Annotated in this window: 25 protein-coding genes, 1 tRNA gene and 2 pseudogenes; 17 read left to right on the top strand and 11 right to left on the bottom strand. The window is 65.0% G+C overall.

What is annotated here, in order from left to right; translation table 11 throughout:
• Positions 1 to 6: 6 nt before the first annotated feature.
• From DK427_RS09205 to DK427_RS09195, 3 genes are all read right to left on the bottom strand, one after another.
• Complete coding sequence (locus tag DK427_RS09205; protein WP_109951006.1) at positions 7 to 1,545, bottom strand: tripartite tricarboxylate transporter permease; 1,539 nt, start codon at positions 1,543 to 1,545, stop codon at positions 7 to 9.
• Between the two features lie 10 nt (positions 1,546 to 1,555).
• The gene (locus DK427_RS09200; protein WP_109951005.1) at positions 1,556 to 2,038 is read right to left on the bottom strand and encodes a tripartite tricarboxylate transporter TctB family protein; all 483 of its coding nucleotides are present in this window, start codon (positions 2,036 to 2,038) and stop codon (positions 1,556 to 1,558) included.
• 102 nt (positions 2,039 to 2,140) lie between these two features.
• On the bottom strand, positions 2,141 to 3,154 hold the full coding sequence (locus tag DK427_RS09195; RefSeq protein ID WP_109951004.1) for a Bug family tripartite tricarboxylate transporter substrate binding protein: 1,014 nt from the start codon (positions 3,152 to 3,154) through the stop codon (positions 2,141 to 2,143).
• A 588-nt stretch (positions 3,155 to 3,742) separates the two neighbouring features.
• On the opposite strand from DK427_RS09195, the gene DK427_RS09190 reads away from it, so the two are divergent.
• From DK427_RS09190 to DK427_RS09165, 6 genes are all read left to right on the top strand, one after another.
• On the top strand, positions 3,743 to 4,729 hold the full coding sequence (locus DK427_RS09190) for a Bug family tripartite tricarboxylate transporter substrate binding protein (protein ID WP_109951003.1): 987 nt from the start codon (positions 3,743 to 3,745) through the stop codon (positions 4,727 to 4,729).
• 46 nt (positions 4,730 to 4,775) lie between these two features.
• On the top strand, positions 4,776 to 5,273 hold the full coding sequence (locus tag DK427_RS09185; RefSeq protein WP_109951002.1) for a tripartite tricarboxylate transporter TctB family protein: 498 nt from the start codon (positions 4,776 to 4,778) through the stop codon (positions 5,271 to 5,273).
• A gap of 39 nt (positions 5,274 to 5,312) precedes the next feature.
• Complete coding sequence (locus DK427_RS09180) at positions 5,313 to 6,854, top strand: tripartite tricarboxylate transporter permease (protein WP_109951001.1); 1,542 nt, start codon at positions 5,313 to 5,315, stop codon at positions 6,852 to 6,854.
• A 255-nt stretch (positions 6,855 to 7,109) separates the two neighbouring features.
• Complete coding sequence (locus DK427_RS09175) at positions 7,110 to 7,436, top strand: hypothetical protein (protein ID WP_245930857.1); 327 nt, start codon at positions 7,110 to 7,112, stop codon at positions 7,434 to 7,436.
• A 42-nt stretch (positions 7,437 to 7,478) separates the two neighbouring features.
• Complete coding sequence (locus DK427_RS09170) at positions 7,479 to 9,629, top strand: TonB-dependent receptor family protein (protein WP_109950999.1); 2,151 nt, start codon at positions 7,479 to 7,481, stop codon at positions 9,627 to 9,629.
• Between the two features lie 104 nt (positions 9,630 to 9,733).
• Positions 9,734 to 10,696 (top strand): copper chaperone PCu(A)C domain-containing protein, encoded by a 963-nt coding sequence (locus DK427_RS09165; RefSeq protein ID WP_109950998.1) that lies wholly within the window; start codon positions 9,734 to 9,736, stop codon positions 10,694 to 10,696.
• Positions 10,697 to 10,759: 63 nt separating this feature from the next.
• Here DK427_RS09165 and DK427_RS09160 read toward each other — a convergent pair.
• A pseudogene (locus tag DK427_RS09160) lies at positions 10,760 to 11,143 on the bottom strand (transposase); the annotation flags it as partial.
• Positions 11,144 to 13,497: 2,354 nt separating this feature from the next.
• Between DK427_RS09160 and DK427_RS09150 the strand changes: the two are divergent.
• On the top strand, positions 13,498 to 13,707 hold the full coding sequence (locus DK427_RS09150) for a hypothetical protein (RefSeq protein ID WP_109950996.1): 210 nt from the start codon (positions 13,498 to 13,500) through the stop codon (positions 13,705 to 13,707).
• A 171-nt stretch (positions 13,708 to 13,878) separates the two neighbouring features.
• On the opposite strand, the pseudogene DK427_RS09145 reads toward DK427_RS09150, so the two are convergent.
• Positions 13,879 to 14,916: pseudogene (locus DK427_RS09145) on the bottom strand (IS256 family transposase); the annotation flags it as partial.
• Positions 14,917 to 15,478: 562 nt separating this feature from the next.
• Here DK427_RS09145 and DK427_RS09140 point away from each other — a divergent pair.
• From DK427_RS09140 to DK427_RS09115, 5 genes are all read left to right on the top strand, one after another.
• Positions 15,479 to 15,555: transfer RNA gene (locus tag DK427_RS09140), tRNA-Arg, on the top strand.
• A 188-nt stretch (positions 15,556 to 15,743) separates the two neighbouring features.
• On the top strand, positions 15,744 to 15,986 hold the full coding sequence (locus DK427_RS09135) for a hypothetical protein (RefSeq protein WP_109950995.1): 243 nt from the start codon (positions 15,744 to 15,746) through the stop codon (positions 15,984 to 15,986).
• Positions 15,987 to 15,995: 9 nt separating this feature from the next.
• Entirely contained in the window at positions 15,996 to 16,238 is a 243-nt protein-coding gene (locus DK427_RS09130) for a hypothetical protein (RefSeq protein ID WP_109950994.1), read from the top strand.
• A 1,483-nt stretch (positions 16,239 to 17,721) separates the two neighbouring features.
• Entirely contained in the window at positions 17,722 to 18,504 is a 783-nt protein-coding gene (locus tag DK427_RS09120) for a hypothetical protein (protein WP_109950992.1), read from the top strand.
• A 41-nt stretch (positions 18,505 to 18,545) separates the two neighbouring features.
• A complete protein-coding gene (locus DK427_RS09115) occupies positions 18,546 to 19,133 on the top strand; it encodes a hypothetical protein (RefSeq protein ID WP_109950991.1) in 588 nt (195 codons plus the stop codon).
• 161 nt (positions 19,134 to 19,294) lie between these two features.
• Here the strand turns inward: DK427_RS09115 and DK427_RS26230 are convergent, their stop codons facing one another.
• The 5 genes from DK427_RS26230 to DK427_RS09095 form a co-directional block, all read right to left on the bottom strand.
• Positions 19,295 to 19,594: a hypothetical protein gene (locus DK427_RS26230; protein WP_162559755.1), complete on the bottom strand. Its 300-nt coding sequence runs from the start codon at positions 19,592 to 19,594 to the stop codon at positions 19,295 to 19,297.
• 330 nt (positions 19,595 to 19,924) lie between these two features.
• Complete coding sequence (locus DK427_RS09105; protein ID WP_109950990.1) at positions 19,925 to 20,539, bottom strand: hypothetical protein; 615 nt, start codon at positions 20,537 to 20,539, stop codon at positions 19,925 to 19,927.
• Between the two features lie 82 nt (positions 20,540 to 20,621).
• Positions 20,622 to 20,876, bottom strand: coding sequence for a hypothetical protein (locus DK427_RS09100; RefSeq protein ID WP_109950989.1), 255 nt, complete (start codon positions 20,874 to 20,876; stop codon positions 20,622 to 20,624).
• Entirely contained in the window at positions 20,873 to 21,391 is a 519-nt protein-coding gene (locus DK427_RS26225; RefSeq protein ID WP_156454028.1) for a hypothetical protein, read from the bottom strand. The genes DK427_RS09100 and DK427_RS26225 overlap by 4 nt, the downstream gene beginning before the upstream one ends.
• 12 nt (positions 21,392 to 21,403) lie before the next feature.
• Entirely contained in the window at positions 21,404 to 21,670 is a 267-nt protein-coding gene (locus DK427_RS09095) for a hypothetical protein (RefSeq protein WP_109950988.1), read from the bottom strand.
• A 142-nt stretch (positions 21,671 to 21,812) separates the two neighbouring features.
• Between DK427_RS09095 and DK427_RS26680 the strand changes: the two genes are divergently transcribed.
• From DK427_RS26680 to DK427_RS09080, 4 genes are all read left to right on the top strand, one after another.
• Positions 21,813 to 21,962 (top strand): type II toxin-antitoxin system antitoxin, encoded by a 150-nt coding sequence (locus tag DK427_RS26680; RefSeq protein WP_204165295.1) that lies wholly within the window; start codon positions 21,813 to 21,815, stop codon positions 21,960 to 21,962.
• Positions 21,959 to 22,207, top strand: coding sequence for a hypothetical protein (locus DK427_RS09090; protein WP_204165294.1), 249 nt, complete (start codon positions 21,959 to 21,961; stop codon positions 22,205 to 22,207). Before DK427_RS26680 ends, DK427_RS09090 begins: the two co-directional genes overlap by 4 nt.
• A gap of 98 nt (positions 22,208 to 22,305) precedes the next feature.
• On the top strand, positions 22,306 to 22,662 hold the full coding sequence (locus DK427_RS09085) for a hypothetical protein (RefSeq protein WP_109950987.1): 357 nt from the start codon (positions 22,306 to 22,308) through the stop codon (positions 22,660 to 22,662).
• 93 nt (positions 22,663 to 22,755) lie between these two features.
• On the top strand, positions 22,756 to 23,049 hold the full coding sequence (locus DK427_RS09080) for a hypothetical protein (protein WP_109950986.1): 294 nt from the start codon (positions 22,756 to 22,758) through the stop codon (positions 23,047 to 23,049).
• A gap of 293 nt (positions 23,050 to 23,342) precedes the next feature.
• Here DK427_RS09080 and DK427_RS09075 read toward each other — a convergent pair whose 3' ends face one another.
• Positions 23,343 to 23,744, bottom strand: coding sequence for a flagellar biosynthesis repressor FlbT (locus DK427_RS09075; RefSeq protein ID WP_109950985.1), 402 nt, complete (start codon positions 23,742 to 23,744; stop codon positions 23,343 to 23,345).
• 165 nt (positions 23,745 to 23,909) lie between these two features.
• Here DK427_RS09075 and DK427_RS26220 point away from each other — a divergent pair, with 165 nt between their 5' ends.
• Positions 23,910 to 26,468 carry a flagellin N-terminal helical domain-containing protein gene (locus DK427_RS26220; protein ID WP_162559754.1) on the top strand — a complete coding sequence of 853 codons (2,559 nt, stop codon included), beginning with the start codon at positions 23,910 to 23,912 and terminating at the stop codon, positions 26,466 to 26,468.
• The last annotated feature ends 9 nt before the right edge of the window (positions 26,469 to 26,477 follow it).

Here is a 26,477-nt window from a genome sequence, read left to right as displayed (position 1 = left end):
CCGCGCTCATGTCGAGCCGATCTCCCGCTGCGGCGGCAGCGCCTTCCGGCGCAGGCCGATGCCCGTTTCGCGCAGCAGCTTCGAGATCAGCGGCAGGCAGAGCAGCAGGACGCCCAGCGCCATCATCGTCCCGACGAGGCCGTTCGACCAGAAGATCGAGGCCGAGCCGCCCGAGGTGAGCATCGCCTGCCGGAAGGCGTCCTCGGCCTTGTCGCCGAGTACCATCGCCAGCACGAAGGGCGCCAGCGGGTAGTCGAGCTTCTTGAACACGTAGCCGGCGATGCCGAAGACCAGCGCGAGCCAGATGTCGAAGGTGTGGCTGGCCACCGTGTAGGCCCCGATGATGCAGACCACCGTGATCATCGGGCCCACGATGCGGAACGGCGCGCGCAGGATGTAGGCGAAGAGCGGCACGGTCGCGAGCACCAGCACCACCGCGATGATGTTGCCGAGATACATGCTGGCGATGAGGCCCCAGACGAAGTCGGGGCGCGTGGTGAACAGCATGGGCCCGGGCGCGAGGCCCCAGATCATCAGCCCGCCCATCATCACCGCGGCGGTGGCCGAGCCCGGAATGCCGAGCGCCAGCATCGGCAGGAGCGCGCAGGATCCGGCCGAGTGGTCGGCGGTCTCCGGCGCCACGATGCCCTCCGGCGCGCCCTTGCCGAAGCGCGTGCCGTTCTTGGCGAAGCGGGCGCCGATCGCGTAGCTCATGAAGGAGGCCGCGGTCGGACCGCCGGGGGTGATGCCCATCCAGCAGCCAATGAGCGCGCTGCGCACGACGGTGGCCCAGTAGCGGGGCATCTCCAGCACGGCGCGCGCGATCTCGCGCAGACTGAGCCTGGCCTTCACGCCGTGGAACTGGAGGTTTTCCTCCATCGTCATGATCAATTCGCCGAGGCCGAACAGGCCGATGACCGCGACGAGGAAGCTGACGCCGCCGATCAGCTGATCGAAGTCGAAGGTGAGCCGGCTCTCGCCCGAGATGGTGTCGGCGCCGATGGTCGCGCAGGCGAAGCCCAGCATCATCGAGACCAGCGTCTTGAAGGGCGAGCCGCTCGACATGCCGATGAAGCTCGCGAACGCCATGAAGTACACGGCGAAGTACTCGGCCGCGCCGAACCGGAGCGCGAAGTTCGCCACCCAGCCCGACAGCAGCGTGATGACGATGACGCCGGTCAGCGCCCCGATCCCAGCGGACGAGAAGGCGAGCGTCAGCGCCCGCACCGCCTCGCCCTGCCGGGCCATCGGATAGCCGTCGAAGGTCGTGGCGACCGAGGATGGCTCGCCCGGGATGTTGAACAGGATCGAGGTGGTCGAGCCGCCGAACAGCGCGCCCCAGTACATGCTGGTGAGCAGGATGATCGCCGAGACCGGGTCCATCGAGAAGGTCAGCGGCAGCAGGAGCGAGACGCCGTTCGGCGCGCCCAGGCCGGGCAGGACGCCGACGACGAGGCCGAGCAGCACACCGCCGACCATGATCAGCACGTGATGGGTGCTGAGGGCGACGCCGAAGCCGTCGAGGAGCAGGCTGATGTTGCTCATGGTCCGCGCCTCAGTAGATGCCGACGGCGTTCAGCAGGGGCCCCTTGAGCAGGGGCACCATGAACAGCTTCTCGAAGATGACGAAGTTGACGGCGGCGACGGCCAGGCCCGCCGCGATCGAGGTCGCGAGCCGCAGCCTGCCGGGCACGTACATCGCGTAGACGATGTAAATCGCCATCGCGACGTAGAGGCCGAGCCAGACCGAGAGCGCCGCGAAGGCCACGATCGGCAGGAAGAACAGGATCGCGGCGCGGGCGCGCTCGCCGTCCAGGAAGGGCGGCTGCACCCGGCCTGAGCGGAGCAGCGCCTGCGCGCCGGTGACGGCGCTGCCGAAGACGATCAGGCACCCGACGCAGAAGGGGAAGAAGCCGGAGCTCGGGCCCGATTCTTCCCAGGCGATCCCGTTCTGCAGGGCGCCGTAGCAGACGATCAGGCCGACGAGCGCGGTGGCCGCGGCGGTGGCGATCTCGCTGGACCGGCGTGAGATTTCCATGGGCATGATCCTGCCGTTCCGTCCCGGCATGCGGCGCGGGCGGTGAGCTGTGGTGGCTTCGGTCCCGGATGGACGGCGGCGCCGAGGGCGCCGCCCCGCACCTCAGTCGACGACGCCCTTCAGCCAGCCGTTGTTCTTGTAGTACTCGGCGTAGGTCGCCCGATGCTGCGCGATGAAGGCCTTCAGCTCGTCGCCGGTGAGCGTGCGCGGGATCTGCGCGCCCCGCGCCATGTAGCCCTTGAACTCCTCGGTCTGCGCGACCTTCCGGAACAGGTTCGTGTAGTAGGCCAGCGCCTCCGGCGGGATGCCCTTGGCCGCCCAGATGGTGCGCGGCTGCGCGAAGGACTTGATGTCGAGGCCCGCCTCGACGCAGGTCGGGATCGCGTTCCACGACAGGCCGTCGGCGATGACCGTGGTGTCGGCGAGACGTTTCTCCTCGAACACGCAGAGCGGCTTCTGCACGCCGGCCCGCCACTGCTCCACGCTCTCGCTCGGATTGTTGACGTTGGCCTGGATGTGGCCGCCCGCGACCTGCACCGCGGCCTCGCTGCCGCTCTTGTAGGGGATGTAGGAGAGGTCGATGCCGGCCGCCTTCTCGATGAGCGTCATCAGCGTCTCGTCGGCTTCCTTGGCCTTGGCGCCGCCGACCTTGATGCTCCCGGGCGCCGCCTTCGCCTTCTCGATGAAATCCTTCACGTCCTGAATGCCGGAGGCCTTCGGGTTCACCCAGAGGATGAACGGGTCGAAGGTCATCGCCGCGACCGGCTCCAGATCCTTCAGGCTGTAGGACAGCTTGTTGGCGAGCGGCAGGGCGTAGGCGTCCTGCGTGCCGAAGAAGAGCTTGTAGGGATCGCCGCCCGAGGTCTTGGCGTAGATGAACGTCTCCGCGCCGCTGCCGCCGGCCTTGTTGGTGACGATGACGGGCACGTCGAGCAGCTTGTCCTTGGACAGTGCCGACTGCACGACCCGGGCGAAGAGATCCGTTCCGCCCCCGGGGCCCGCGGCTGCCACGAACTCGACCGGGCGCTCCGCCTTCCAGTCGGCCGCGGCCGGAGACGCGACGGCGAGGATCGCGGCCGACAACACGGCGGCGATCGTGCGCGAATTCAGGGGCATATGCCCTCCCTATGGATAGTTTTTTATCGGCGCCGCGCATCCCGAACGATCGGCCGCGCTTCGCATCAATAATTATAGATACATCTTTGAACGGCTGACAAGCGCGCTGCGGCTGTGCACAGGGCCGGCGGGCTCGCATGGCCGTCCCGGTCGGCTCCCTTGGGCCTGACCCTCGCAGCCTCGATAGCACCGGAGGAGCCATCCTTTCGCCTCGTGTACTCACCGGCGCTTGGGGTTTGGCGATATAGTTCAGCCCCCCCACGATGCGCGGCGGTGTCGCGCCGCGGTCAAGTCGCTTTGGCGTGTCCGGTCACGTTCCTGCCCACTCAGGAGCGTGCAAAGCCATTCATCTGTCGCTTCGAGCCCTTGCGCGCTCTTGCATCATAATTCAGTGTTTGGTCGACCGCCGGCTCGTTCCCGAGGCTGTGCGCCCCGAGGTCTGTCGATGTCCGGTCCCGGCCTACAGCCGAGCATTCGTGTCGTGATCCCCCGGAATTGCCCGCTCCGATGGACTGTACGTGCGGCCGGAAGATCCTGATCAATCAGAATGGAACGGGTGCCCGGAAGAGCACCGCGAGAGGAAGCGCCATGGGATGTGCTGTGCGAGCCGCGATCGGGGCTCTGTTGCTGACCGCTACCTCGGCCCAGGCCTGGGAGCCCACGAAGCCGATCGAGATCATCGTTCCGTTCCCGCCCGGCGGCGCGTCCGACCAGATGGCGCGCACCATCCAGGGCGCGATCCAGAAGGGCAACCTCGTCAAGCAGCCGATCATCATCGTCAACAAGCCCGCGGCCGCCGGCGGCGAGGCGATGCTCGACATCCAGAAATCGGCCGGTGACCCGCACAAGCTCATCACGACGTCGAGCGGCATCTACATGACGCCGCTCGCCACCAAGCTTCCGGTGAGCTGGAAGGACTTCACCCCGGTCGCCATGATGGCGCAGGACGCGTTCGTGCTCTGGGTCAACGCCGCCAAGCCCTACAAGACCGCGCAGGACTTCATCGCGGCCGCCAAGACCGCGACCCCGCCGCTCAAGACCGGCGGCAACGGCTCGAAGCGCGAGGACCATCTCATCTCGGTGACGATGGAGCAGGCGACCGGCACCAAGATTACCTACGTGCCCTACCAGGGCGGCGGACCGGCCTCGGTGCAGCTCGCAGGCGGGCATATCGACGCCAACATGAACAACCCGGCCGAGGAGATCGCCAACTGGCGCTCCGGTGCCGTGAAGCCGCTCTGCGTCTTCTCGCCCAAGCCCATGGAATACACGCAGAAGATCACGGCCGACATGGCGTGGTCGGACATCCCGACCTGCCCGTCGCAGGGCGTGACCGTCACCTACCAGATGCTGCGCGGCATGTTCATGCCCGGCAAGGTGACGCCGGAGCAGCAGGCCTTCTACGTCGACCTGTTCCAGAAGGTCACCCAGACCCCCGAATGGAAGGCCTATCTGGAGCGCAACGCTCTGGTGCCCGACTTCCGCGCCGGCCAGAGCTTCGTCGACTTCCTCACGGAGGACGAGCGCAAGCACAAGGAGCTGATGACCAAGGCCGGCTTCATCGCCACGAACTGAGCGCGGCCCCCGGCCGAGACGCTGACCGATCCCGGAAGGATCCACCATGGCGCAAGCCTCATCCCCGCTCCCCGAGCGCGGCCTGTCGCGCCGGCTCGTCGAGATCGTCGTGGCGCTCTTGCTGATCGGGATCGCAGCGCTCGCCCTCTGGGATTCCTACGGGCGCGGGGCAGGCTGGGACAACGGGCCCGAGAACGGCTTCTTCCCGGCCCGCGTCGCCGCGATCCTGGCGATCGCGGCCGGCGCCGTGCTGGTGGGGGCGGTGCGCCGGGAGGACAGCGTCTTCGTCACCTACGGCCAGCTCCGCCTCGTGGCCCAGGTCTTCGTGCCCCTGTTCCTCTACGTGCTGGCGATCGCGTTCTTCGGCATCTATCTCGCCTCGGCGCTATTCATGGGCCTGTTCATGGTGATGCTCGGCGCCTTCCGCTGGTGGCAGGTCGCGCTCGCCGTCGTGCTCACGCCGCTCGTCACCTTCTGGGTGTTCGAGCTGCAGTTCCGGGTCCCGCTGCCGAAGGGTCCCGTCGAGGCCATGCTGGGCTTCTGAGCCCATCCCGAGGCGGCCGGTCGACGGCGGAGAGATCAGATGGACGACCTCAACCAGCTCCTGCTCGGCTTCCAGGTCGCGCTGACCTGGCACAACGTGCTGTTCATGGTCGTGGGCGTCTTGCTCGGGATCGTGGTCGGCGTGCTGCCGGGCCTAGGGGGGCCGAACGGCGTCGCGATCCTGCTGCCGCTCACCTTCGGGATGGACCCGACCTCGGCGATCATCCTGCTGTCCTCGATCTACTGGGGTGCCCTGTTCGGCGGCGCCATCACGTCGATCCTGTTCAACATTCCGGGCGAGGCGTGGTCGGTGGCCACCACCTTCGACGGCTACCCGCTGGCGCAGCAGGGCCGGGCCGGCGAGGCCCTGACCGCGGCCTTCACGGCCTCGTTCATCGGCGCGCTCTCGGGCGTCGTGCTGATCACCTTCGTGGCGCCGCTGGTCGCGAAGTTCGCCCTGCGCTTCGGCCCGGCGGAGTTCTTCGGGGTCTTCTTCCTGACCTTCTGCTCGTTCATCGGCATGGGCCGGGAGAACAAGGCCAAGATCGTCGCCTCCCTGGCGCTCGGCTTCCTCCTCGCGGCGGTGGGCCTCGACACCATCTCGGGCGACCTGCGCCTGACCTTCGGCTCGCCCGAGCTGATGAAGGGCTTCGACTTCCTCGTCGTGGTGATCGGCCTGTTCGGCGTCTCCGAGATCCTGCTCACCATCGAGGAGGGGCTGCACTTCAAGGGCAAGCGCGCGGCCATCGATCTCGGCGTGGTCCTGCGCACCTGGGCGGGGCTTCCGCGCTACTGGGCGACCCTGATCCGCTCCTCGGTGGTGGGGATGTGGATGGGCGTGACGCCCGGCGGGGCGATCGCGGCCTCGTTCATGGGCTACGGCCTCGCCAAGCGGTTCTCCCGCCAGCCCGACGCGTTCGGGCGCGGCGAGATCGAGGGCGTGCTGGCCCCCGAGACCGCCGCGCACGCCGCGGGCACCTCGGCGCTGCTGCCGATGCTGGCGCTCGGCATTCCGGGTTCGGCGACCGCCGCGGTCCTGCTCGGCGGCCTGATGATCTGGGGCCTGCAGCCCGGCCCGATGCTGTTCATCGAGAAGAAGGAGTTCGTCTGGGGGCTGATCGCATCGATGTATCTCGGCAACCTCGCGGGGCTCCTCATCGTGCTCGCCACGGTCCCGGTCTTCGCCGCGATCATGCGCATCCCCTTCGCGCTCGTCGCGCCGATCATCCTCGTGGTCTGCGCCATCGGCGCCTTCACGGTCGAATCCTCGCGCTTCGACATCTGGCTGATGCTCGTGTTCGGCGTGGTCGGCTACGTGTTCAAGAAGCTCGACTACCCGCTCGCCCCTCTGGTGCTCGCCCTCGTCCTCGGCGACCGCGCGGAGGACGCCTTCCGGCAGGCGCTGCTCGGATCGGGGGGGGACCTCTCGGTCTTCTTCTCGAACGGCCTCGTCTCGACCCTGATGATCCTCGGCCTGCTGCTCCTGTTCTGGGGACCGCTCGGCAGCCTGCGCCAGCGCCTCAGACGCAAGGGCGGCATCGATCGGCCGAACCGGGAGGTTGCCGGTTCCGGAGCTTCGTAAGAGCCTCCCTCCCTACGCGCACGACGCGCAGGGGCGTCGTGCGGGCGGGATCTTCCCACGTCATCGCCTCTGGGCGGATCAGGCTCTTGATAGCGCGCAGCCACCCTTTCAGTTCTCCGGCAGCGTGAGGTCTTTGCGCTCTGCTCGCTTGGGCGATGCGATCATACCGGCTTGACGAGCGCCGAAGCGTGACCATACGTCGGCTGAATGCGGATCGCTCTGCCACGATGGGCTGCCTGCCGCGTGGTCATTGCCGTGGCCGCGCTGTACGCGCTCGCGCTTCAGGCGATCCTGGGCGGCATGCTCATGGCGGGACCGCTCGGACCGGCCCACGCGCTCTGCCTCCAATCTGCCGGATCGGCCGACGCGGATCCCGAGAAGGTTCCGGTCGCCCACGACCATCTCGCCTGCTGCACGGCAGCGCCGCACATCCCCGCCCTGCAGGCTCCGGCGACGACCGCGCTGCCGATCGTCTGGCCGCAGCGCCGAATCGCGGTCCTGGCTTGGCGGCCCGAGGTCGTCGCCGTCCCGCGGGCGCCCCCTCGTTTCCGACACAGCGCCCGCGCCCCGCCCGTCGTCTGATTGATCGCACCACCCGATCTCTTCAGACCACGGACCTATTCCATGCACCGGATCCCACGGGCCGATTTGTGCGCCGCCCTGTCGCTGGCGCTGCTCGCCTCCACGTCGACCCTCGCCCAAACCGCCGCATCCTCGGCCGTCACCCTGCCCGAACTCAGCGTCTCCGGCGCCGCCATCCCTAGTGCGGGCCCGTCATCCACGGCCGGCGAGAACTCCGGCTCCGTCACCGTGCCGAGCGTCGCCCGACAGCGCGCCGCGGTGAACGGCACCGTCGGCTCGGTCGCGTTCGTGGATGCCGCGAGCTTCCAGAACCGCTACGCCAATACGCTGCGGGACGTTCTCAAGGACACGCCCGGCGTCTACGTGCAGGAGCGCTACGGCCAGGAGCTGCGCCTCTCGGTGCGCGGCTCCGGCATCAGCCGCGGCTTCCACCTGCGCGGCCTGGAGATCCTGCAGGACGGCATCCCCTTCAATCTCGCCGACGGCAGCGGTGACTTCTACCAGATCGATCCGCTCGCCCTGCGCTCGGTCGAGGTCTACAAGGGCGGCAACGCCCTGACGTTCGGGGCCACCACCCTGGGCGGCGCGGTCAACTTCGTCACGCCGACCGCCTACACGGCCTTCGCGCCGAACATTCTGCGCCTCGACGGCGGCTCGTTCGGCACGATCCGGGAGCACTTCCAGGTCTCGCGCATCTCAGGGCCCGTCGATGTCCTGATCAACGGCACCGTCACGAACGCGAACGGGTTTCGGATCCACGAGACCCAGCGCACGCAGAATTTCAACGCCAACATCGGCTACCGGCTGGCCCCGGGCGTCGAGACCCGCTTCTATATCGGCGCCTACCTGACCGACCAGAAGCTCCCCGGCAGCGTCACGCTCGGCAGCGCGCTGACGACTCCGCGCCTGCCCAGCCTCGCGGCGATCACCGGCAATCAGTCCCGGCAGGTCGAGACGGAGCGCGTCGCGAACCGCACCTCCCTCGTGCTCGAGGTGGGCAAGCTCGACATCGACACCTGGGCGATCCACAAGTCGCTCTACCACCCGATCTTCCAGGTCATCGACCAGGACGGCTGGACCTACGGCATCTCGCCCCACTGGGCCGGGACCTTCGAGGTCGGCGGCTTCCGCAACGACACCGTCCTGGGCCTGCGCGCCTTCGCCGGCCAGAACTCGGCGTTCCAGTTCGTCAACATCGCCGGCAACCGCGGGGCGCAGACGCTGCGAGCCCTGCAGAGCGCCTCGAACTACGAGGCCTACGGCGAGAACCGGTTCTGGTTCCTGCCGGACGTCGCCCTGATGACGGGCGCCAAGCTGTTCTCGTCGAACCGCACCTACAGCAACAAGGGGGGCTTCGCGGCCAATCCGCGGGTCCAGTTCGGCAACGTCACCTATGAGGGCGTGAACCCGAAGATCGGCCTGCTCTGGCAGCCGCTGCCGGACATCCAGGTCTTCGGCGACGTCACCCGCTCGCGCGACGTGCCGGACTTCTCCGACCTCGTGCAGCAGAACACGCTCAACACGACCTTCGTGCCGTTGCAGGCCCAGCGCGCCTGGACCTACGAGGCGGGCTCGCGCGGCCGCGTCGACCGGCTCTCCTGGGACGTGACGCTCTACCGTTCCGAGATCCGCGACGAGTTGATCAACTTCTCGATCAATCCCGGTCTCAACATCCCGGCCGCGACCTTCAACGCGCCGCGCACCCTGCACCAGGGCGTCGAGGCGGCCGTCTCGCTCGACATCGCCCGCGACCTGACCGGCATCGGCGACACGCTGGCGGTGACGCAGATCTGGACGCACAACGACTTCCGCTTCGTGCGCGATCCGGCCTTCGGCAACAACCGCATCGCCGGCATCCCGGACGACGTGCTGCGCACGGTGCTGAGCTACGTGCACCCGAGCGGGTTCTACCTCTCGCCCTCGGTCGATTGGGTGCCGCGCGGTGCTTTCGCCGACCACGCCAACACGCTGCAGGTACCCGGCTACGCGCTGTTCAACATCCAGACCGGGATGGAGTTCAAGAACGGCGTGGCGCTGTTCGCTGACGCCCGCAACCTCACGGACGAGCGCTACATCTCGGACATCTCGGTCGTCACCAACGCCCGCGCGACGGCAGGCGGTGCAGCGGCCCTCGCAGCCTTCTACCCCGGCAACGGCCGCAGCGTCTTCGCTGGCATCCGGGCTTCCTTCTAACGCCCCCAAGGGCGGCCGATACTCGGCGGCCCCAAGAGCGGCGACCGCTGAGCGGCCGGCCGCCTCACGCGCCACCTTCGATCCCGATCTCAACGGAGTCCGCCATGACCGCGACCAACCGCGCCGTGCTCGCCGCCATCCTGGTGACGATTCCCGCGGCCCAGCCTCTCGCGCACGCCGTGCTCGACCGCAAGGAAGCCTCGCCCAACGCGCCCTACCGCGGTGTCGTGCAGATCACCCATGGCTGCGAGGGGGCGGCCACGACCCGGGTCAGCGTGACCATCCCGGAGGGTGTCGTCGGCGCGAAGCCGATGCCGAAGCCGGGCTGGCAGGTGACGACGACGAAGGGCCCCTACGCCAAGGCCTACCCCTACTACCACGGCCCAATCTCGGAGGGCGTGAAGACGATCACCTGGACCGGCTCCAGCCTGCCGGACGATCAGGTCGACGAGTTCACCTTCTTCGCCCGGATCTCCGACGCCTTCGTGCCCGGCCAGATTGTCTACTTCCCCGTCGAGCAGGACTGCGAAAGGGGCAGCTATCGCTGGAGCGAGATCCCGTCCGCGGGCACCTCGGCCCACGCCCTGAAGCAGCCCGCCCCCGGTGTCCGCATCGTCGCCGCACAGGCGCCCGCCGTGATCGCGAGCGGGGTCAAGGCGGGCGCGCTGTCGATCCAGACGCCGTGGGTGCGGGCCACGCCCGGCGGGGCCAAGGTCGCGGGCGGCTACGTAACGGTCAGCAACACGGGGACGGAGCCGGATCGCCTGATCGGCGGCACGTTTGCCCAGGCCGCACGCGTTGAGGTGCACGCGATGTCCATGGACGGTACCACTATGAAAATGGCGCCCCTCGAGGAGGGCCTGACGATCAAGCCCGGCGAGACCATGAGGCTCGCACCGGGCGGCTACCACCTGATGCTGATGGACCTTAAGGCACCGCTGAAGCCCGGCGTGTCCGTTCCCGGCACGCTGACCTTCGAGAAGGCCGGCAGCGTCCCGGTCACGTTCACGGTCGAGGCGATCGCGGCTCAGACCCCGGCCGCCGGCCATCACGATCATCAGCACTGAACCTCGTCGCAACGCGGTCCTGGCGCCGGATGTCGGCGCCCGGTCGATGCTCGAACGATCGTCGATCCGGCAAGCGTGACGTTCCGAGAGGCCGTACTTCTCTCGGATGCCAGCCACCGCCTGCCGGCGTCGCTCGGGGGCGAACCAAGGTTCCCGAGGCGACGTCCGCCAGCACCTGCTTCTCCAGGGACAGGTCAGCTACAAGCCACCGCAGCCGAGCGTTCTCGCGCTCCAGATCCTTCATCTTCCTGGCCTGATCGACCTGGAGGCCGCCGTACTCCTTGCGCCATCGGTCGTAGCTCTGCTCGGAGATCTACGCCTCCTGAGCTGAGCCAAAGCCAAACTCTTGCCCTGGGCGGTCTGGACCTCGATCTGGCGCAGCGTCAGCACGACCTGCTCCGCGCGCGTCTTCTGACCTCGCCGCTTGTCCGACGCCTTCGATCCCAGTTGATCCTCTCAATCAGCCCGGTCCAAAACCAGCCGGTCAGGTCAAAGGCGGCGGCAGGAGAGCTGAGGAAGCCGACAACGGCCTGACGCAGCCGTCAGGTGGTCGCGATCCTATTGGATCGGAGATAGCACAGGGTAGGCGACGGCGGCGCTGGCACGCTGGACGGCTTGAGGTTGGGAGGCACCCGCTGGCCAGCAACCGGGGTATGAGAGAAACCCGGCGGGTGCATTAGCCGGGGGATCGGACCCCGACGAAAACGACGCTAAGGGCGCATCATGACAGCCGCGAGACGACCTATCATGTGCCGTGCGGTTTAGCGGCTGCTTCCGCCGCCGCCCTGGGGCGCCACTCGGGAGGGCTGGCCCGCGTTCCCGGCCGCGGAGGAATCGTTGGAGATCGAGTCCGCGGGACGGCCGGTTGGAGAGTAGCTGCCAGCGGCTGGGGAGCCGGTCGCGTTGGTCGTGGGAGCAGCCACGCCCGAAGTTCCTGGAGCCGGAGCACCCGGAGCGGGCGCTACACTGGTTTGAGCCACAGCCGCACCGGCAAATGCCACAGCCAGCGGTAGGGCGAATAGGACAGAACGCATTCGGAGACCTCTCTTACGGTTCGGGGGCAAACGTTCGGGAGGGCAGAAGGGTTCACGAGACCGCGAGATGGAGCGGAGCTTGACCAATCGGAAGCTGGTCAGCCTGTCCTTGTAAGGGAACACGTGCCCACCGTGTTCGCGAAGGCGCTGCGCAATCGCATGCCGAGATCGGGCTGCGGACCCAGTAGATCGCGCCCATCACCTCACCGGATCCGGCCCTCCGGCAACCCATGCCTGCCCTCACGCAATGGCCTCTCGGGTGGCTCGGTGCAAAAGTTCGGTGACGCCACAGATCGATGCTGCGCTCAGGGCGCTTATGGGAAGGTGGGTGTCATGGATCAGCTCGAAGAGATGCGAAAGCGCCCGGCATCAAATTTTTCGGCATGAGATGTTGAATAAATCAATCAAGCAATACGACGCTTGGCAGCGTTTTCGGCGCAGCCCAAAATTTGGACAGAAGCTCAGCGCGCCAACCCGGCTGCCGATGCGCGCGCACCACAGGCGGCACATATCGAATGACAAGACCTGTCGATCGAGGCGGCCGTGCTCGCCGGGCTGCAGACAAGCTTGCCGGCTCACGATAGATGGACGCACCCTCACGGTGCTGCTTCGATGCCCCTACTATCCGCCGTCTTATTCCGTATCATCCTAGCCGCCGTAGCGACGGGCGGTCTTTCGCTGCTGGCCGACAGCGCGATACAAGCTCAGTTAGTGCGGGCAGTGGACGAAGAAGCATCGCCTCCACAATACCTACGGTTAGCCGAGAGCGTTGCGATCCGCTGAGGGAGCATCGGCCGCTCACCGAACGTCTGATGCACTGACAGCACCGGTTGCGGCGGCCGCCAGGGTGACGCTCAGCATGCCGAGAAACGCAATCGTAACCATTGGGCGAAAGCCTCGTGCTGTTTGGGGTAGCACGAGCATCGAAAGGTTAACGCCCTCTTAATATTGAGCGGCCCACCGCCGTGAATTTTCACCGAGCCGTTGGCCAGTACAGAAAAGGCAGGGCATTGCTGCCCTGGCCATGCCCCTCGAATGTCGACCCGCTCAACGCCTGGTTCCCGCCGGCCCGGCAGCGTCCCCGCTGCCACTGCTCATCGGGCTGGATCCGTTGCTGTTCATCTGCTTGCTGGGAGCGGTCCCGGTAGTGCTCGGTGAAGCAGAAGGGTCTGTCGAATCTCTCATCGGACCTGCGGCGTTGGACTCCGATAATGAAGAGCCCACGCCTGTGACCGTGCCAGCTTTGTCCATCGCTGAAACGCCCCCGGCGGGGTTCTCCGCAGCAAGCGCAGCACCAGTCATAGCCAAGGTGCTGGCAAGCACGATCATCACCCGCTTCATCGACTGATCTCTCATGGTCATGGTTTACCTCTGAGGAACGTGAGCACGACACTGACGTTCCAGCATTTTTCGATCGCTGAAGCCAAATTTTTTGGGATTATTTCCGCACTAGATTGCTCAGCTTGGCCTCTACGCTACGTTTGGCGCCAACAAGCAGGCTCGGCCAGGATCTGCGCCGTTATGGCCGAGACTTCGCTGCGGTCGGGTTGAGCGGTGCACTGCGCTCGGGCCCCTAGTTCTTATGGCCGCCATCCTCAGGTGGGGCCGCCACCGTTGCAGGATCGCGCCGCCGTTGCGTGCCCGCGTCACGCCAGCGCATACGCGCGCTATCCTCGTTTTCCACAGCGCCTCAACAGCGCTTGCAGCGAGGCTTGAACCACCGCCCACTCCGAGCTTTGTTCATGCTTCGTTCCAACGAGGCAGGCCATGCAGGCGAACCAATCCGATGTGCTTCTCACGGAGGCCGAGACGATCGCGTTGGCCTATCGCAAGGCCGCGCACGGCGACGCTTGGGCCGCGCTGGTGCGAGCCATAGAGGATGCCCTGTCGGATCTCGCAGAAGCCGAGCGCCGATCCCTGCGGAGGGACCGCCTCATCTCGCGGGGCTTCATCCGTGCCGGCTTGCTCGATCAGTGACCGAGCAACTGTGCGACTTGCGAGGGCGTAGATTCGTCATCGCCTGCGATCCCTGCGGCCGGCGTGGCTCATACGGCCTTGATCGCCTCCGCGCCCGCTTCGGGGGGCGTGTCCCCTGGCCTGGTGTCGCTTCGGCATGGCCACCACGATTGCCGACTTGGGCCGGGAGGATCAGGCTGCCAGGGTGAGCGGGCTGATGCGGGGATCATCGCTGATGGGGCGATGCTTTTCTGGGTGATGTAGCGGGAGCGCTGGACGGCCCACTTGTCGCTCTGTTCCAGCAGGATCGCTCCCACAAGACGGGTGATGGCTGCCTCGTTGGGGAAGAGGCCGACCACCTCGGTCCCGTGTTTGATCTCGCCGTTCAGGCGCTCCAGCGGGTTTGTGCTGTGGAGCTCGACCCGGTGTGCGGCCGGGAAGCCCATGGCAGCCAGCACGTCCGGCTCGGCCTCGTCCATCAGCGCGGCGAGTTTGGGCACCTTAGGCCGGAGCTGATCGGCGACGCGCCGCCACTGGAGCCGGGCCGGCTCGCCGTCATCCTGGGCGAGGGCCTGGCGCTGCAGGCGGAGACGACACGCCGCCCGCTGCGCCCAGCATGGGCGAGCACGTTGGGTATGAAGTGGACGCGGCAGCGCTGCCAGGTCGTGTCCATGACCTTGGCCATTGACACCTCGACGCCCTCATGCGCATCCGAGATGACCAGCTTTACCCCGCGCAGACCCCGGCGAGCGCGCTTGCGGAGATAAGTCCCTCCAGAACGTCTCGGCTTCAGAGGGACCGACATTCATGCCCAGCACCTCGTGACGGCCGTTGCCATTGACGCCCGCCGCCACGATCACCGCCACCGAGACGATGCGTCCGTCCTAGCGCACCTTCACGCAGGTCGCATCGATCCAGAGATATGGCTACTCGCCCTCGATCGGCCGGTCGAGGAGCACGCCCAAGCGCTCGTCGATCTCCTGGCAGAGCCGGCTGACCTGCCTCTTCGATACGTCGGTGCCTCCCATGGCTTGGACCCAAGTCGTCCACGGACCGGATCGAGAGGCCCTGGATGTGGGTCTCCTGGATCACCGCTGTGAGCGCCTTCTAGGCCATGCGTCGCGGCTCCGGGAAGCCCGGAAAGGAGCTGCCCTTGCCCAGCTTCGAAATGCGCAGCTTCGGAATGCCCAGCTCGACCGTGCCGGCGCGCGTCTGCCAATCGCCTCTTCGTCATCGGATGCATCGGACGGATGGGCTTTCCGGGACAGGCTCAAGGCCCATCATCTGAGCCACACGGCCGACAGGTCCATAACAGCCTTTCGGTGGCGTATCATCTGACCTCGGTTTAGCGGGCTCTCGCCGAGCGCCCCTGCGAGGCCTTCGTTCCAGGAGCCGCTCAACTTTTTCGATAAGGCGATTGCAGCCGAGTCATGGAGCCAACTCAACAGGATCGCCGCGTGGCATGGCTGGCATGCGAGACTACGCGCTACACGACCGCGCAAGCCGACATTCGCGGAACCCAAACGTCCCGGGGCGCAACGCGCTCAAGTCAAGCGATACGGCTTAATCAGCCGGCCCGGAAAGCGGCTCACGTAAGGCACATTCCCCTCGACCGGGTCGCACGCCGGCCGCAGCTGGGGGCACCGGCAGTGCACCCACGATCCCGCATCCCCTACGATTCGAATCCGCGACCTTTGTCTATGGACAATGGGGCGAGGATCCCTTGAAGCGCAATCTCTTCCACTGCCCCGTTGCACGGCGCAAGCAGTTCGGCTAATCAGGCTCCCGAGCAGCACCCGTAGCTCAGCTGGATAGAGCGTTGCCCTCCGAAGGCAAAGGTCACACGTTCGAATCGTGTCGGGTGCGCCAATCTTCTCAATGACTTAGCTAGTTTGCAGCCCGGCTGGCAGCAGGGTTGCGGAAGCGCTGCGGAAGCAGCGTGCGATCATACGATGATTCGTGTGGTCGAATGCCGCATGCCGGCCAGCGGCCAAGGTTAGAGACCTCGGCCAGCCCATCTGAGCGCCGAGCTCGCCTCTCCAGAGAAGCTACCGCGCATGCCGATCAAGGCCCTGAACGATCGCAAGAAGCTCTCGTCCGACTTCAACGAGGCCAACGACGCCTTCATCGACGTGGTGCTCAGCGCGCTTCAGGCCGGCGAGATCCCGCTCGACCTAGCCCGGGCCTATCTCGCCCATCCGGTCGCCATGATGCACGCGGACGGGGCGCAGGCGGTGGCCAACTATTTCGAGCGCATCCTGTCGCAGAGGCCGAAGATCGACTGGACGCCGGGTGGCTGAGCGGTGGCCATGACGAAGCTGCCGCTGGGCATCACCCCGCGCGGGCTCACCCGCGAGCAGGCCGCGGAATACTGCGGCTGCGAGACCCTGGACGCTTTCGACAATTGGGTCCGGCGCGAGATCGTGCCTGGGCCTATCCCGGGGACCAAGCGCTGGGACCGGCGCGCGATCGATCGCGCGCTGGACCGCCGGTCGGGGCTGACAGCCGACATCGGCCCGTCGATCGACGAGTGGCTGGCCAAGCATGGTTGATCGCGCTTTCTGGAACAGCTCAATCGTGGTCCGGGCTAGCCCCGCGCGATCCAAGCCGTAACGCTCCTTCGAATCGCGGGAGAGAACGTCCGCCGATGCTATCTGGGTCGTAATCTGCAGGTTCTGCGCACACCCAAGTTCGGTCTAGCCGAGCGTGCACCTCGACAGTGGCTACGTGCAACGTAGGATCATCCGAACGCCGCCGGACCGCTCCCCATGCCGCCGCTCTACACGCTCGCCGGGATCCTTGTCTCGCTCGGTGGTTTCGGCTTGGTCGTGGGGCTCCGCAGACAGCGCGCCAAGCAACGCGGTCAGATCCTGGCATTCGCAGGAGACGCTTCCGACACACTGCTAGAAGTTGAGGCGCCGCCCGCTGCGCTCGTAGCACTGCCGGTCGCGGAACCCGCGCCGACACAGATCATCGAGCCGCCACCTGCTCCAGTGCCGAACCTTCCCGCCTTGATGCCGAACCTGCTGGCGCCGAGGCAGGGGCCGCCGCCTACAGCGTCATGGAGAAACGACTTCACGCACCGCTTCCCGCCCCTCCCCAGACCGCAGGCGCCCTCGGCCGCTCCGCCGGCGCCGACACCAGTGCCGGTCGTGATGGGCGTGCCCGTGCCGACACCGCCGCCGCCGCCGCCCACGCAACCGATGCACTATGTGCCACCACCGATGCCTGAGCCGCAGCGGTTGACCTCGAAGGATTTGCTCCGCGGCGCGCGGGCAGCCGCAAAGTTGCCGAGCCGGGGCGCGACCGCGAAGGCGCAGTCCCCGTCGGCCCCGCCCGCTCAGACAGCGTCCGCGCCGATCTCTATCCGGGCGGCTCAGCGGCCCCGCAAAACGCCTGCTCGTGGCGGACACTCACTGCGGGGCTCGAAGTACCTGCTGCTCTACGCCGATGCATGGGGAGGAGTGACGGAGCGGCAGATCCGGCTCGAGCGCGTGACGGAGGATGCGGATTGCGTGCGGCTGCACGCGCACTGCTACCTGCGGGGAGAGCGCAGAGAGTTCCGCACGGACCGAATTCTGAGCCTCACGGACCTTGGGACTGGGCTGCGGATCGCAAACCCGGAGGTGCACTTCACGACCTTGCATTGACGCTACCCTTGCAATCACCTGGCTCGTCGCGATATAGAACAAACGACGAACAAACAGGGGCGGACAGACAGGACGGCGCTCGGTCACGGCAAAATGCTGGCGCGTAGCGGTAAGGTTGAGAATTAGCGGGAAAAGACGGGTTGCTCGCTGACTCCGCTCTCGATCCGTGATCTCTAAGCTCAAAGCTAGAGATGGGATCGTGAACGTGGCTCGCGGTATCAACGTACTTTACTCAAAGGCAAATGTTCGCAGAGGTGATCTAAACTTCCCAAGCTTGGAGCAGGCGCTGAGAGCAAGCTTGGGCAGGCGAATTGGTGGTGTTCAGGTAAGCACGGACGCGAGTCATAGGCGGTACGATCAGTTTCAAGACTACGGAAGTCTTGTGATGAACTCTGCGCAGGTCATGCCACGCGGCATCTTCTTGGAAATCGTCCGCTTCGCGCCGGGGTCGCGCATCCCGCTGATCCAGACGGGTGCCGGCGGCAGTGAGTACCAGCTGCGCAATGCGAACACGCCTCAGGGCACCGAGCTGATCCGCGGGTTTCTATACGCACTGCTAATCGGCGACCACTTCCTGTACGTGAACCGCGAAATCGCGATGAACCGGAACGAGGCCTTCTTGGAGTGGATGCTGGGCACTAAGACCGGGATCTCCACCCCCGATCTCTCGCTCCGGTTCACGCCGACCGTCAACATCGAGGAGTTGCCCTCGGTGCAGCGGATGGTCCTTCGCCCGCGCGAGGCAGCTGATGCAGCGGAGATGCGCGCCGGGCCGGGACAGGTGCGGACCGCCGAAACTCGGGCCGACACCGAGCGGCTATCCGGCTCGACCGTGTTCGGGATACTGAAGGCGGCGCATTTCACGGACGAGCGCATCGCAGCCCTCGAAGCGGAGGGCGTCGACATAGAGCTCAAGCTGGAGGTGTACTTCAAATCTGACGGCTCGAAGTATGAAATTTCGAGGGATCAGGTCTCTGACTTGATCCGAGACGTTCCCGAAGACGAATTGACCCTATATTCTCATGCGGGCCGCGAGCGGTCGGGCCACATCAAGCGGGTGGCTTACCCCGCGCAAGTCGAGACTGAAGGCGAACTTTTCGATCGGCCAAGCATCTCCGGCGCCCTGTGGGACGCCTTCAACCATTTCAACAGACAAGGTTACGTCTAGACGTGAGCAGGGTTCGCAAGCTGGTCGGCAGATGGAAGGGCTTGACGGTCGCCGCCGTCATGGCTGCCGCTGCCGCGCGGTTCGCGCCTCCGGACTTTATCGCGACGGTGAGCGGCGAGCTGATCAACCTCTTCGGCTTCGTGATCGCGGCCGTCCTGCCGGCCATGGCGCTGACCGCCACATCCCTGCGCGGCAGCGGCATGTCCATCAAGCGTCTGATCCAGCTACGCAAGAACCTGGAGCAGCAGATGGATTTCTGGGCCGGGCTCGTGATCATGAGCTTCGCCGGGGTCGCCTTCGTCGTCATGCTCAAGCCGTACGTGGCGTGCCCGCCGGGCGGCGGCACCTGCGCGCCTGCCGTGGCCTTCTCTTACGAAGGATGGGCAGTCGATGCGCGCTGGGCAAACGCGGTCCTCGGCTACATCTCCGGGCTGATCCTATCGCAGCTCATGAACGTGCTGCGGGGCCTGCGCGGGCTGCTCGTCGTGAACTCGGAAGCGGCAATGGGTGAGGCGCAGCAGCGCTTCGATGACCAGATGGCCGAGACTGGGCGGCACATCGCGCAGATACGCAACCCGCCGGGCTACGGGGACACCTTCGAGCTGCCCGAGATGACGGACCAGCGGTAGCCGATGAGGGGCTAACCGCGGCTGCTGCAAATGCGTCGTGCTTTCATCATTTGCAAGGCGGCTGCTCAGGCGCACAGAGCGGCCTCATGATTCACCCACCGAGGGCGAGTTCACGAACGCCTGCGCGATGCGGCCGGTGCTGACGCAAGGCGCCTCCACTGTCAGACCTTCCCACCCGGGATCAGCCGTAGCGCCGGACCGGGCGCCCCCTTCTCCGCTGGTGCCTGACGGGTCTGCCCGAGCAGGCTGCGCAACACGCTATCCCGCTCCGGATCCGAGCCCATCTCGGCCCGCATCGCAGTCAGGGCGGTCTCGACCAGCTCAGCGCGATCCACACCGCAGCGCTCCTCCATCTCGCGGGAGAGCCCCGCCACGCAGCTCATCAGGGCGGTGATCTGCCGGCCTTGCATCTCGACCGCGCGGGTGGCCTGGGTAGCCGCCTCGGTCAGCTTGGCGCACATCCTCCGAGGTCGAGTGAACGACGCGGCCGAGGCGTGCAGTGGCCCAGGCGTCGAGGAGGTCGACCGGGTAGAGCGGCACGCGCCCGGCCTTCTGGAAGGGCGGCCCGCCGCCGAGGCAGGCGAGCTTTGCCAAGGTGGAGACCGCCAACTCGATCCCGTGGCGGTCCCGGAGATGCCGGCTCGCCTCCCAGCGGCGCAGCCGAGGCTTGCCGGCTGCAGGCTTTGGGCAAGGCTCCGCCGGACCCCTCGAGAGGGGCTGTTCAACGCTCGTCATTTTGCAGCTCCTAAGAATTCAGTGCTTCAGGCAGGCCCGAAGCCGCGAGTACGGCCCTAGGACTCGGCGTCGTGTTTCAGGTGCTCACCTTCAGCAATGAGCTTCTTCATATTAGTAATCCCCGCCCAATCGGTCCGAGCGCGCTCGCGGAAGGAGAATGGTGTCGACCAAAACTCTTCAGGGATCTCGATCTGATTGTTGAGCGCTCGCCTAATGAGGGTGGCAAGCGCGTGAGAGGCGCTGGATAAGGTCAAGCGTGCGTTCATCTTGCCTGAGGCCTTGAGCTTCTGCGCAATCTCGTCATGAGTCCCGCAGATGGGCTCGGCGCGCTCCGGTCCGGCCGACTGGCACCGGCCGCACATAATCGGATCGACACCTGCTCCATCGCGTTCGAATAGCTTTTCAGCTGTCTCGACAACGCGTGACCACTCCGGCTCCAAAACCGCCGGGACCGCTGCAGCGATTTCGGCAGCTCGCGTCAAATTGACCCCGTGCCCCTCAACGAACTCGTTCGCCAGGATCATCAGGAACGCCTCGAACAGGGTGTAACCGCGCCCTGAAGCTTTTTGGTCAACCATGAACGGGATCTGACCTCGCCGGGTCAGCGACTTCAACGCGTCCGGCGAGAGACACGTGATTTCGCAGAACTGGCTGCGGGACAGATCGGGCATAGGGCACTCCGATTGGGTGCGGGCTGACACCTTAGTTCCACCATAGTAGAACGATGGTGTCAACACGCACCCTTGTAGATTCTCATGGTCCTACTTCGAGATCCCGATCGTTGCCGGCTGCCCAGGCCCGCTGGGACGGACCGCCGGCAGGCGCACCCAGCGACGGCTCGGCATCACCACCGTCTTCGGCATCAGGATCACCGTCCGCCTGATCGAGCAGCAGGACGATCCGGTCGACCACATCGAGGGCGAGCTCGGCCAGCCGCTCGAACTCCTCGCGCGGGATGGTGGCGGCCGGCATGCGGCGGCCATGGGGGAAGCGGACAACGGTTGTCATCGGGCCCCCTCCGCATCAAGCATCGAGAGCGGGTCGCACCGCGTTGGCAGGTAGCGCCTCACGACCCCTGCATCCCGCTTTTCGCCAGTGATTGCGCAGAGTGCGGCTGCGATGGAGAAAAGGCAGCGCTGCGCGATCTCCTCACCTGACCGCCGTATGGTGGGGTTGCTTCCGTTGGCTGCGGAGTCGAGGCCGTCAGATGCCACGGCGAGTAGTGTGAGGATTCCTGCGGGTGAGGAAGCACGTGCGAAGCTGATCGCGATCTCTCGCGCCCGAATCTGTTCGAGGGTCACATCGGACATGAACCCTAGGACCGCCCGATTGTCTGGCGTGATTTGCTCGTCCCACTTCTCGTGCTCGACCCAAGCTTGATCGAGAAGGTTGCCGAGCGCCGCGGCTGGGCAGCAGTCCGGCTTTTTGCGAGGCACTCGCGTGATTGACTCGCGTGAGGCACTCGCCCGCTCGCGCAGACCCGCATGTTGCGGCGAGTAGGCGGTCTTGCGTGCTGCTGACATGCTCCCCTCCCCTCACGCGACTGGCAGGTGGCCGTAGGCGAGCACGCCCCCGGCGACGATCGAGAAGCCCACCAGCAGTTCGCCGGCCACGTCTAGGAAGCGCGGCGCGCGGGCATGAGCAGTGTCCGGCCGGATCGGCGCGATCGCCTCCCAGGCCTCGACGGTGCCAGGCGCAGCCTCGTCCGGCTCGATGACCGGCTGAGGGCGCGAATAGAGCGCTGCGGGCGAGCGGGAGCGTTCACCGGCGCGGGCCGGTGCTGTAGAATGTCGGATAGCCATGTTGCGTCATGCCTCGACGTGCGTGGTCAGGCTCGGCTGGAGGCTCCTAACCCTCCTGCCGGGCCGTTTCGTTCTTGCGAACGCACCTCGATTTACCTACAATGTCGGAACGATGTCAACGTCATTGTAGGTAAAAGTTGGAATGGCGAAGACGCCGTCGCTCGGGATCCGGGTGCAGCCCGAAACCAAGGTCGCCCTCGAACAGGCGGCTAAGGATGATCTGCGTTCAGTCTCATCGTTGGTTGAGAAGATCCTTGTCGAGTGGCTCCGAACCAAGAACTACCTGAAGTGACGGACGCCAGCGGCCAGCCTGAACGAATGGCTGAGGTCGCGCGGCTTGCGGCGATGATCGCCGACCGCATCCTTCAGCTGAATGCAGCTGGCGAGCCCATCCCACCCGAGCAGTTCGTCATGCTGGTCCGTGCTGCGCGGGCGCTCCTAGACAATGACGTGCCGTGGCCGCTTTCGGTGGAGTACGTCATCACGGAAGTCGCCAAGCGGGTCGAGCAGCCTCATGCTGCTGGGCAGACCGCATGAGGATCTTCCCTATGCACGTCAGCCCACCACCGAGTCGCACCTCCTGAACGAAGCCGCCGGCCCACGGCTTGGCACTTCGTATGCCGAGGAGCTCCGCCATGGTATCCCGTTCCGAGACCCAACCACCGCCAGCCAATCTGCTGGTCGACACGCCGCCCGCGTCCGACAACCCGACGACGGCCATGCTGAAGGCGGACATCGATAGCGGCGCCACAGGCGACAAGGTCGAGCACTACGATGTCGGGATGGTGCAGCTCGGCACCTGCGATGAGGCTGCCGGCACACCCCCTACGCCCGAGCGGATCGCCCTGGCGCGAAAGACTGCGGCCGCAACGCGCGCGACACGGGACGCGGCTGACCCGCATGGCCAGCGCAGTTGGGTCATGCCCGCCTTCGCTGGCTTCATTGTCGCCACCGCCATGGTTATCGGTGGCGCATTTTGGGTGGGGTTGTGAGGAGAGCCGCTTCCTGGCTTCCATCGATGAACGGGGTTGCTCCCTGCTGGGTTGAACCTGTCTGGCATATTGGTGAACTGAAGAGCTTGAGCAATGGAGCAGGACACGCCTGAGGTTGATCGGACGGCACGCACGATCGCCGAGAACGTCTTCGCGGCGTACATGCGCCAAGCCGAGGGCGGCAGGCATCCCCAGAGCGAGCAGACGCTGGTGACCCGGCTCGTCGAGGCGATCCGGCCCGAGGTCCCAGGTGGCACGCCTCGCGATATCATCGATGCGGCCAACGGAGCCCTGGATGCGTGGGAGCAGTTGCAGGGCGGGGGCGGCGGTCCACGCGTCACCGCGCTCAACCGGGCTGACGGCTCAGTGGGATTGAGCACGACCTGAGGCCAGCTCACGCTGAGATGGTGCTCGCCGTCAGACGCGAGGCATCAGCAAGCCTCGCGCAGCGAGCCGGCCGCGTCGGCCCGCTCTTGCAGCTGCTCGATCTGCCCCTCCATGTGGTCCGCGATCACGCTTGGCGCTGTCGCCCACGTCATTGCAGAGGACGAGCCGCCTGGCCGGGCCGGACTTGCGTTGGCAGCCACACCTGTAGCGCTGGGGGATGTCGGCAATCGGGTGGACGCGCTCGGCAACCGCTACCGGATGTGGGCAGCTTGGTAGAAGGCCGCCGCGTCGCCTCAAGCGGCCTGCACGCTAGCTTGGCCTTCAGCGAGCTCCTGCTCGACTCTTGCGAGCTGCTTGCAGACTTTTATGGCCTTGTGGAAGTGCCCCTCCGTAATCGCACTCTGCATTTGCGCCATGAAGGGTGCCGCCTCCGGCATCATACTCATGATCGCAGTCGCTTGCTTGTAGAAGAGATCTTCGACCTCCGCGCGGTGGTCGGTCAAATACATGACCTGCAACGTTACCCAGAGCTTTTTTGAAGGCGTATCGGCTTCACTCTCATGCAGGATCTCGCTCTCTCGCAGAAACTTGCTGTGCGATTCAATGAGGAAGTCGCTGTTCCGATTGCCGTTCCGAATTGAAGCTCCATTGATGATGAGCCTCTCGTTCGGCTTTAGCGTGATGCGGAGCCCCATGGCCAATCCTCTGTTGGACGTCCATCGGTTTTATGAGGGATTTGTTAACGATCTCGAAACGGATCGACAGGCTCTCGGAGCGGCTTAGGAAATCGGCAAGGCGCACGGCGCATCTTGGGCGTGGCCGCAATATGGCGGATCACAAACCGTAGAAACGGACCATCGATGTCTAGCATCACCCTCTCTGCCGCGACGCGGCAGAACCTGCTCTCTCTGCAGGACACGGCCTCGCTGCTGTCGACCACGCAGAGCCGCCTCTCAACCGGCAAGAAGGTGACTTCGGCCCTCGACAACCCGACGAACTTCTTCACCTCGCAGAGCCTCACGGCGCGCTCGTCGGATCTGAGCAACCTGCTCGACGGCATCTCGAATGGCATCCAGACCATCCAGGCTGCGAACCAAGGCATCACCTCGATTCAGAAGCTGGTTGATTCGGCGAAGTCCACGGCGAGTCAAGCGCTTGCCGACAAGAGCGGTACGAAGGGTACGATCGTCGGCGGCGTTCCGGCCCAGGCTGCTATCGTGACGGGCACGAGCACGCTGAGCACGACATACGACCTTTCAAGCCTCGACAAGGACGCATCGCTTGATATCTCGCTCGACGGCGGCGCCACCAAAGCAACTATTCGCCTCGACTCTTCGACGCTCAAGAATGTGACTAACAATACTGCTAACGTTACACAGGATCAGCTTCTTACGGCAATCAATGGCCAGATTGCAGCTAGCTCGAATTTGTCTGGCAAAGTGACGGCATCGATCGGAACCAACGGCCGCTTAAGTTTCACCACTACAGACACCGGCTCGACCTCGCAGGTTTCTGTCAATGGCTCCGCGAATGCCAATACAGACATTGGTTTTGGCAAGTCGGCAACGACCACTGCAGCAAAGATCGTTGCAGGCGCGGCTCTCGCTACAGCTACCGACTTTACAAATGGCAAGACCGCAAGCTTTACGATCGGCGACGGCTCGAAGTCTGTAACGGTAACTTTAAATGCGAATTCACCAACGGATAACATCGGAGGCGTTCTCGGAACAACGGCAGGTACGCCCCCTGTTACTTCGGCGACCAAAGACGACATCATCAAAGCCATCAACAAGCAGCTCTCGGATCGTGGATCGTCGGTAACAGCTCGGCTCGGCACGACTGCTGCAGACGGCGCCGGGAACGCTGACAAGATAGTTTTTGTTACTGCTGACAAAGGCCTTGATGCCCAGCTGTCGATCAGCGGCATCACCGATACTACAACAGCTGGTACGGGTGCATCAGCATCGGGAACTGGGCTCGGCTTCGAGACAGTGGCGTCGAACGCGCCAACGTCCAAGACGACAGGCAACGGAACCTCGACTTTTTCCAGCATCACAGGAGCAGCAACCCTGCTCGCCAACGTGGATCTGAGCTCTGGAAAAAGCGCCAATTTCAGCATCACAAATACAGCCGGCGTTGCGACCGATATCAAGATTGATTCGACCACAACAGCAAGCGGCAATACGCTCGGCCCTAATCCGACTCAAGCTCAAGTGGCTCAGGCTATCCAAGATCAGCTTACGGCCGCAACTGCGGGCATCAACGTAACTGTTGTTGGTAACGCCTTGAAGTTCACATCGACCGCAAATACCGCCACAGACCTTCTTATCTCGACGACTAACGATTCGATCGGTCTTGGCTTTAGCTCAACCAATGCCACAACGGGAGCTTTTACCGCAGGCGGTGGTACTGCCTCAGCGGTGATTACCAACACCGGCGCTGATGCTTCGGACGGGTCGTCCAAAGCATCCATCACTGGCTCTGCTCTTGGTTCGATTTACAATACCAGCACTAAAGCTTTCGACTTCACGACGCAGGTCAGCGGTCAGGCGCCAAACGCGTCATTCACCCTCAAGCTCGGAAACGGCAACGATAAAACCATCAGCCTTGCTTCCGGAACTGTCATCGACAGCAATGGGACGACACTCGGGGGTTCTCCGAGTCAGGCCAAGCTCGCGCAGGCCATCAACTACCAGATTTCCCAGGATACGGGGCTCAGCGGTAAGGTCAAAGCTTCCTTCGTTAACGACAAGCTGACCGTTCAGACGACGGCATTTGGCTCCGATCAAATGCTCACGCTCAAGGCTGGAGGAAACATCGATATAGGATTTGGCACCTCTGGAACTGCTGCTATTCCGAGCACTGGAACTGATATCGGAGGTGCCAAGGGCAATAGCTCCACAAGGGCGACCCTTGCGGCCCAGTTCAACAACCTACTCGCTCAGATCACCCAGCAGGCTCAAGACTCTGGGTACAACGGTATCAATCTTCTGTCGCGCACCAGCTCTGACGTGAACGAAAATAGCCTGAAGGTAACCTTCAACGAAAAAGGAACCTCAAATCTAAACATTGCCGGCGTGAAGTACGATGCGGACGGACTTGGATTGAAGTCAGTCGTCAATAACTTCCAAAACGACGACGAGATCAATGTTGCAATGCAACAACTTACGGACGCAACTGCCAAGCTTCGTACGCAGTCTTCGACGTTCGGCTCGAATCTTACGATCGTGCAGAACCGGCAGGACTTCTCGAAGCAGATGATCAACATCCTCGATACAGGCTCGGCAAACCTTGTCAACGCCGACATGAACGAGGAGGCAGCCAACTCCCAGGCGCTCTCGACCCGCAACTCGCTGGCCGTCTCGGCGCTGTCGCTCGCCAATCAGGCGCAGCAGGGCATCCTGCAGCTCCTGCGCTGAGCGGACTAG

The organism is Methylobacterium radiodurans (genome assembly GCF_003173735.1).
Taxonomy (GTDB): Bacteria; Pseudomonadota; Alphaproteobacteria; order Rhizobiales; family Beijerinckiaceae; genus Methylobacterium; species Methylobacterium radiodurans.
The sequence above is the reverse complement of the archived record's forward strand: the minus strand, read 5'-3'. Positions and strand labels throughout refer to the sequence as shown.

Coding starts and splice junctions, on each gene's coding strand:
- DK427_RS09170 (WP_109950999.1), top strand. CDS start 7,479: ATGCACCGGATCCCACGGGCCGATTTGTGCGCCGCCCTGTCGCTGGCG.
- DK427_RS09185 (WP_109951002.1), top strand. CDS start 4,776: ATGGCGCAAGCCTCATCCCCGCTCCCCGAGCGCGGCCTGTCGCGCCGG.
- DK427_RS09095 (WP_109950988.1), bottom strand. CDS start 21,670: ATGGCTATCCGACATTCTACAGCACCGGCCCGCGCCGGTGAACGCTCC.
- DK427_RS26230 (WP_162559755.1), bottom strand. CDS start 19,594: ATGTGCGCCAAGCTGACCGAGGCGGCTACCCAGGCCACCCGCGCGGTC.
- DK427_RS26225 (WP_156454028.1), bottom strand. CDS start 21,391: ATGTCAGCAGCACGCAAGACCGCCTACTCGCCGCAACATGCGGGTCTG.
- DK427_RS09080 (WP_109950986.1), top strand. CDS start 22,756: ATGGAGCAGGACACGCCTGAGGTTGATCGGACGGCACGCACGATCGCC.
- DK427_RS09195 (WP_109951004.1), bottom strand. CDS start 3,154: ATGCCCCTGAATTCGCGCACGATCGCCGCCGTGTTGTCGGCCGCGATC.
- DK427_RS09180 (WP_109951001.1), top strand. CDS start 5,313: ATGGACGACCTCAACCAGCTCCTGCTCGGCTTCCAGGTCGCGCTGACC.
- DK427_RS09205 (WP_109951006.1), bottom strand. CDS start 1,545: ATGAGCAACATCAGCCTGCTCCTCGACGGCTTCGGCGTCGCCCTCAGC.
- DK427_RS26220 (WP_162559754.1), top strand. CDS start 23,910: ATGTCTAGCATCACCCTCTCTGCCGCGACGCGGCAGAACCTGCTCTCT.
- DK427_RS09190 (WP_109951003.1), top strand. CDS start 3,743: ATGGGATGTGCTGTGCGAGCCGCGATCGGGGCTCTGTTGCTGACCGCT.
- DK427_RS09165 (WP_109950998.1), top strand. CDS start 9,734: ATGACCGCGACCAACCGCGCCGTGCTCGCCGCCATCCTGGTGACGATT.
- DK427_RS09120 (WP_109950992.1), top strand. CDS start 17,722: ATGAACTCTGCGCAGGTCATGCCACGCGGCATCTTCTTGGAAATCGTC.
- DK427_RS26680 (WP_204165295.1), top strand. CDS start 21,813: ATGGCGAAGACGCCGTCGCTCGGGATCCGGGTGCAGCCCGAAACCAAG.
- DK427_RS09200 (WP_109951005.1), bottom strand. CDS start 2,038: ATGGAAATCTCACGCCGGTCCAGCGAGATCGCCACCGCCGCGGCCACC.
- DK427_RS09105 (WP_109950990.1), bottom strand. CDS start 20,539: ATGCCCGATCTGTCCCGCAGCCAGTTCTGCGAAATCACGTGTCTCTCG.
- DK427_RS09150 (WP_109950996.1), top strand. CDS start 13,498: ATGCAGGCGAACCAATCCGATGTGCTTCTCACGGAGGCCGAGACGATC.
- DK427_RS09135 (WP_109950995.1), top strand. CDS start 15,744: ATGCCGATCAAGGCCCTGAACGATCGCAAGAAGCTCTCGTCCGACTTC.
- DK427_RS09130 (WP_109950994.1), top strand. CDS start 15,996: ATGACGAAGCTGCCGCTGGGCATCACCCCGCGCGGGCTCACCCGCGAG.
- DK427_RS09100 (WP_109950989.1), bottom strand. CDS start 20,876: ATGACAACCGTTGTCCGCTTCCCCCATGGCCGCCGCATGCCGGCCGCC.
- DK427_RS09075 (WP_109950985.1), bottom strand. CDS start 23,744: ATGGGGCTCCGCATCACGCTAAAGCCGAACGAGAGGCTCATCATCAAT.
- DK427_RS09085 (WP_109950987.1), top strand. CDS start 22,306: ATGGTATCCCGTTCCGAGACCCAACCACCGCCAGCCAATCTGCTGGTC.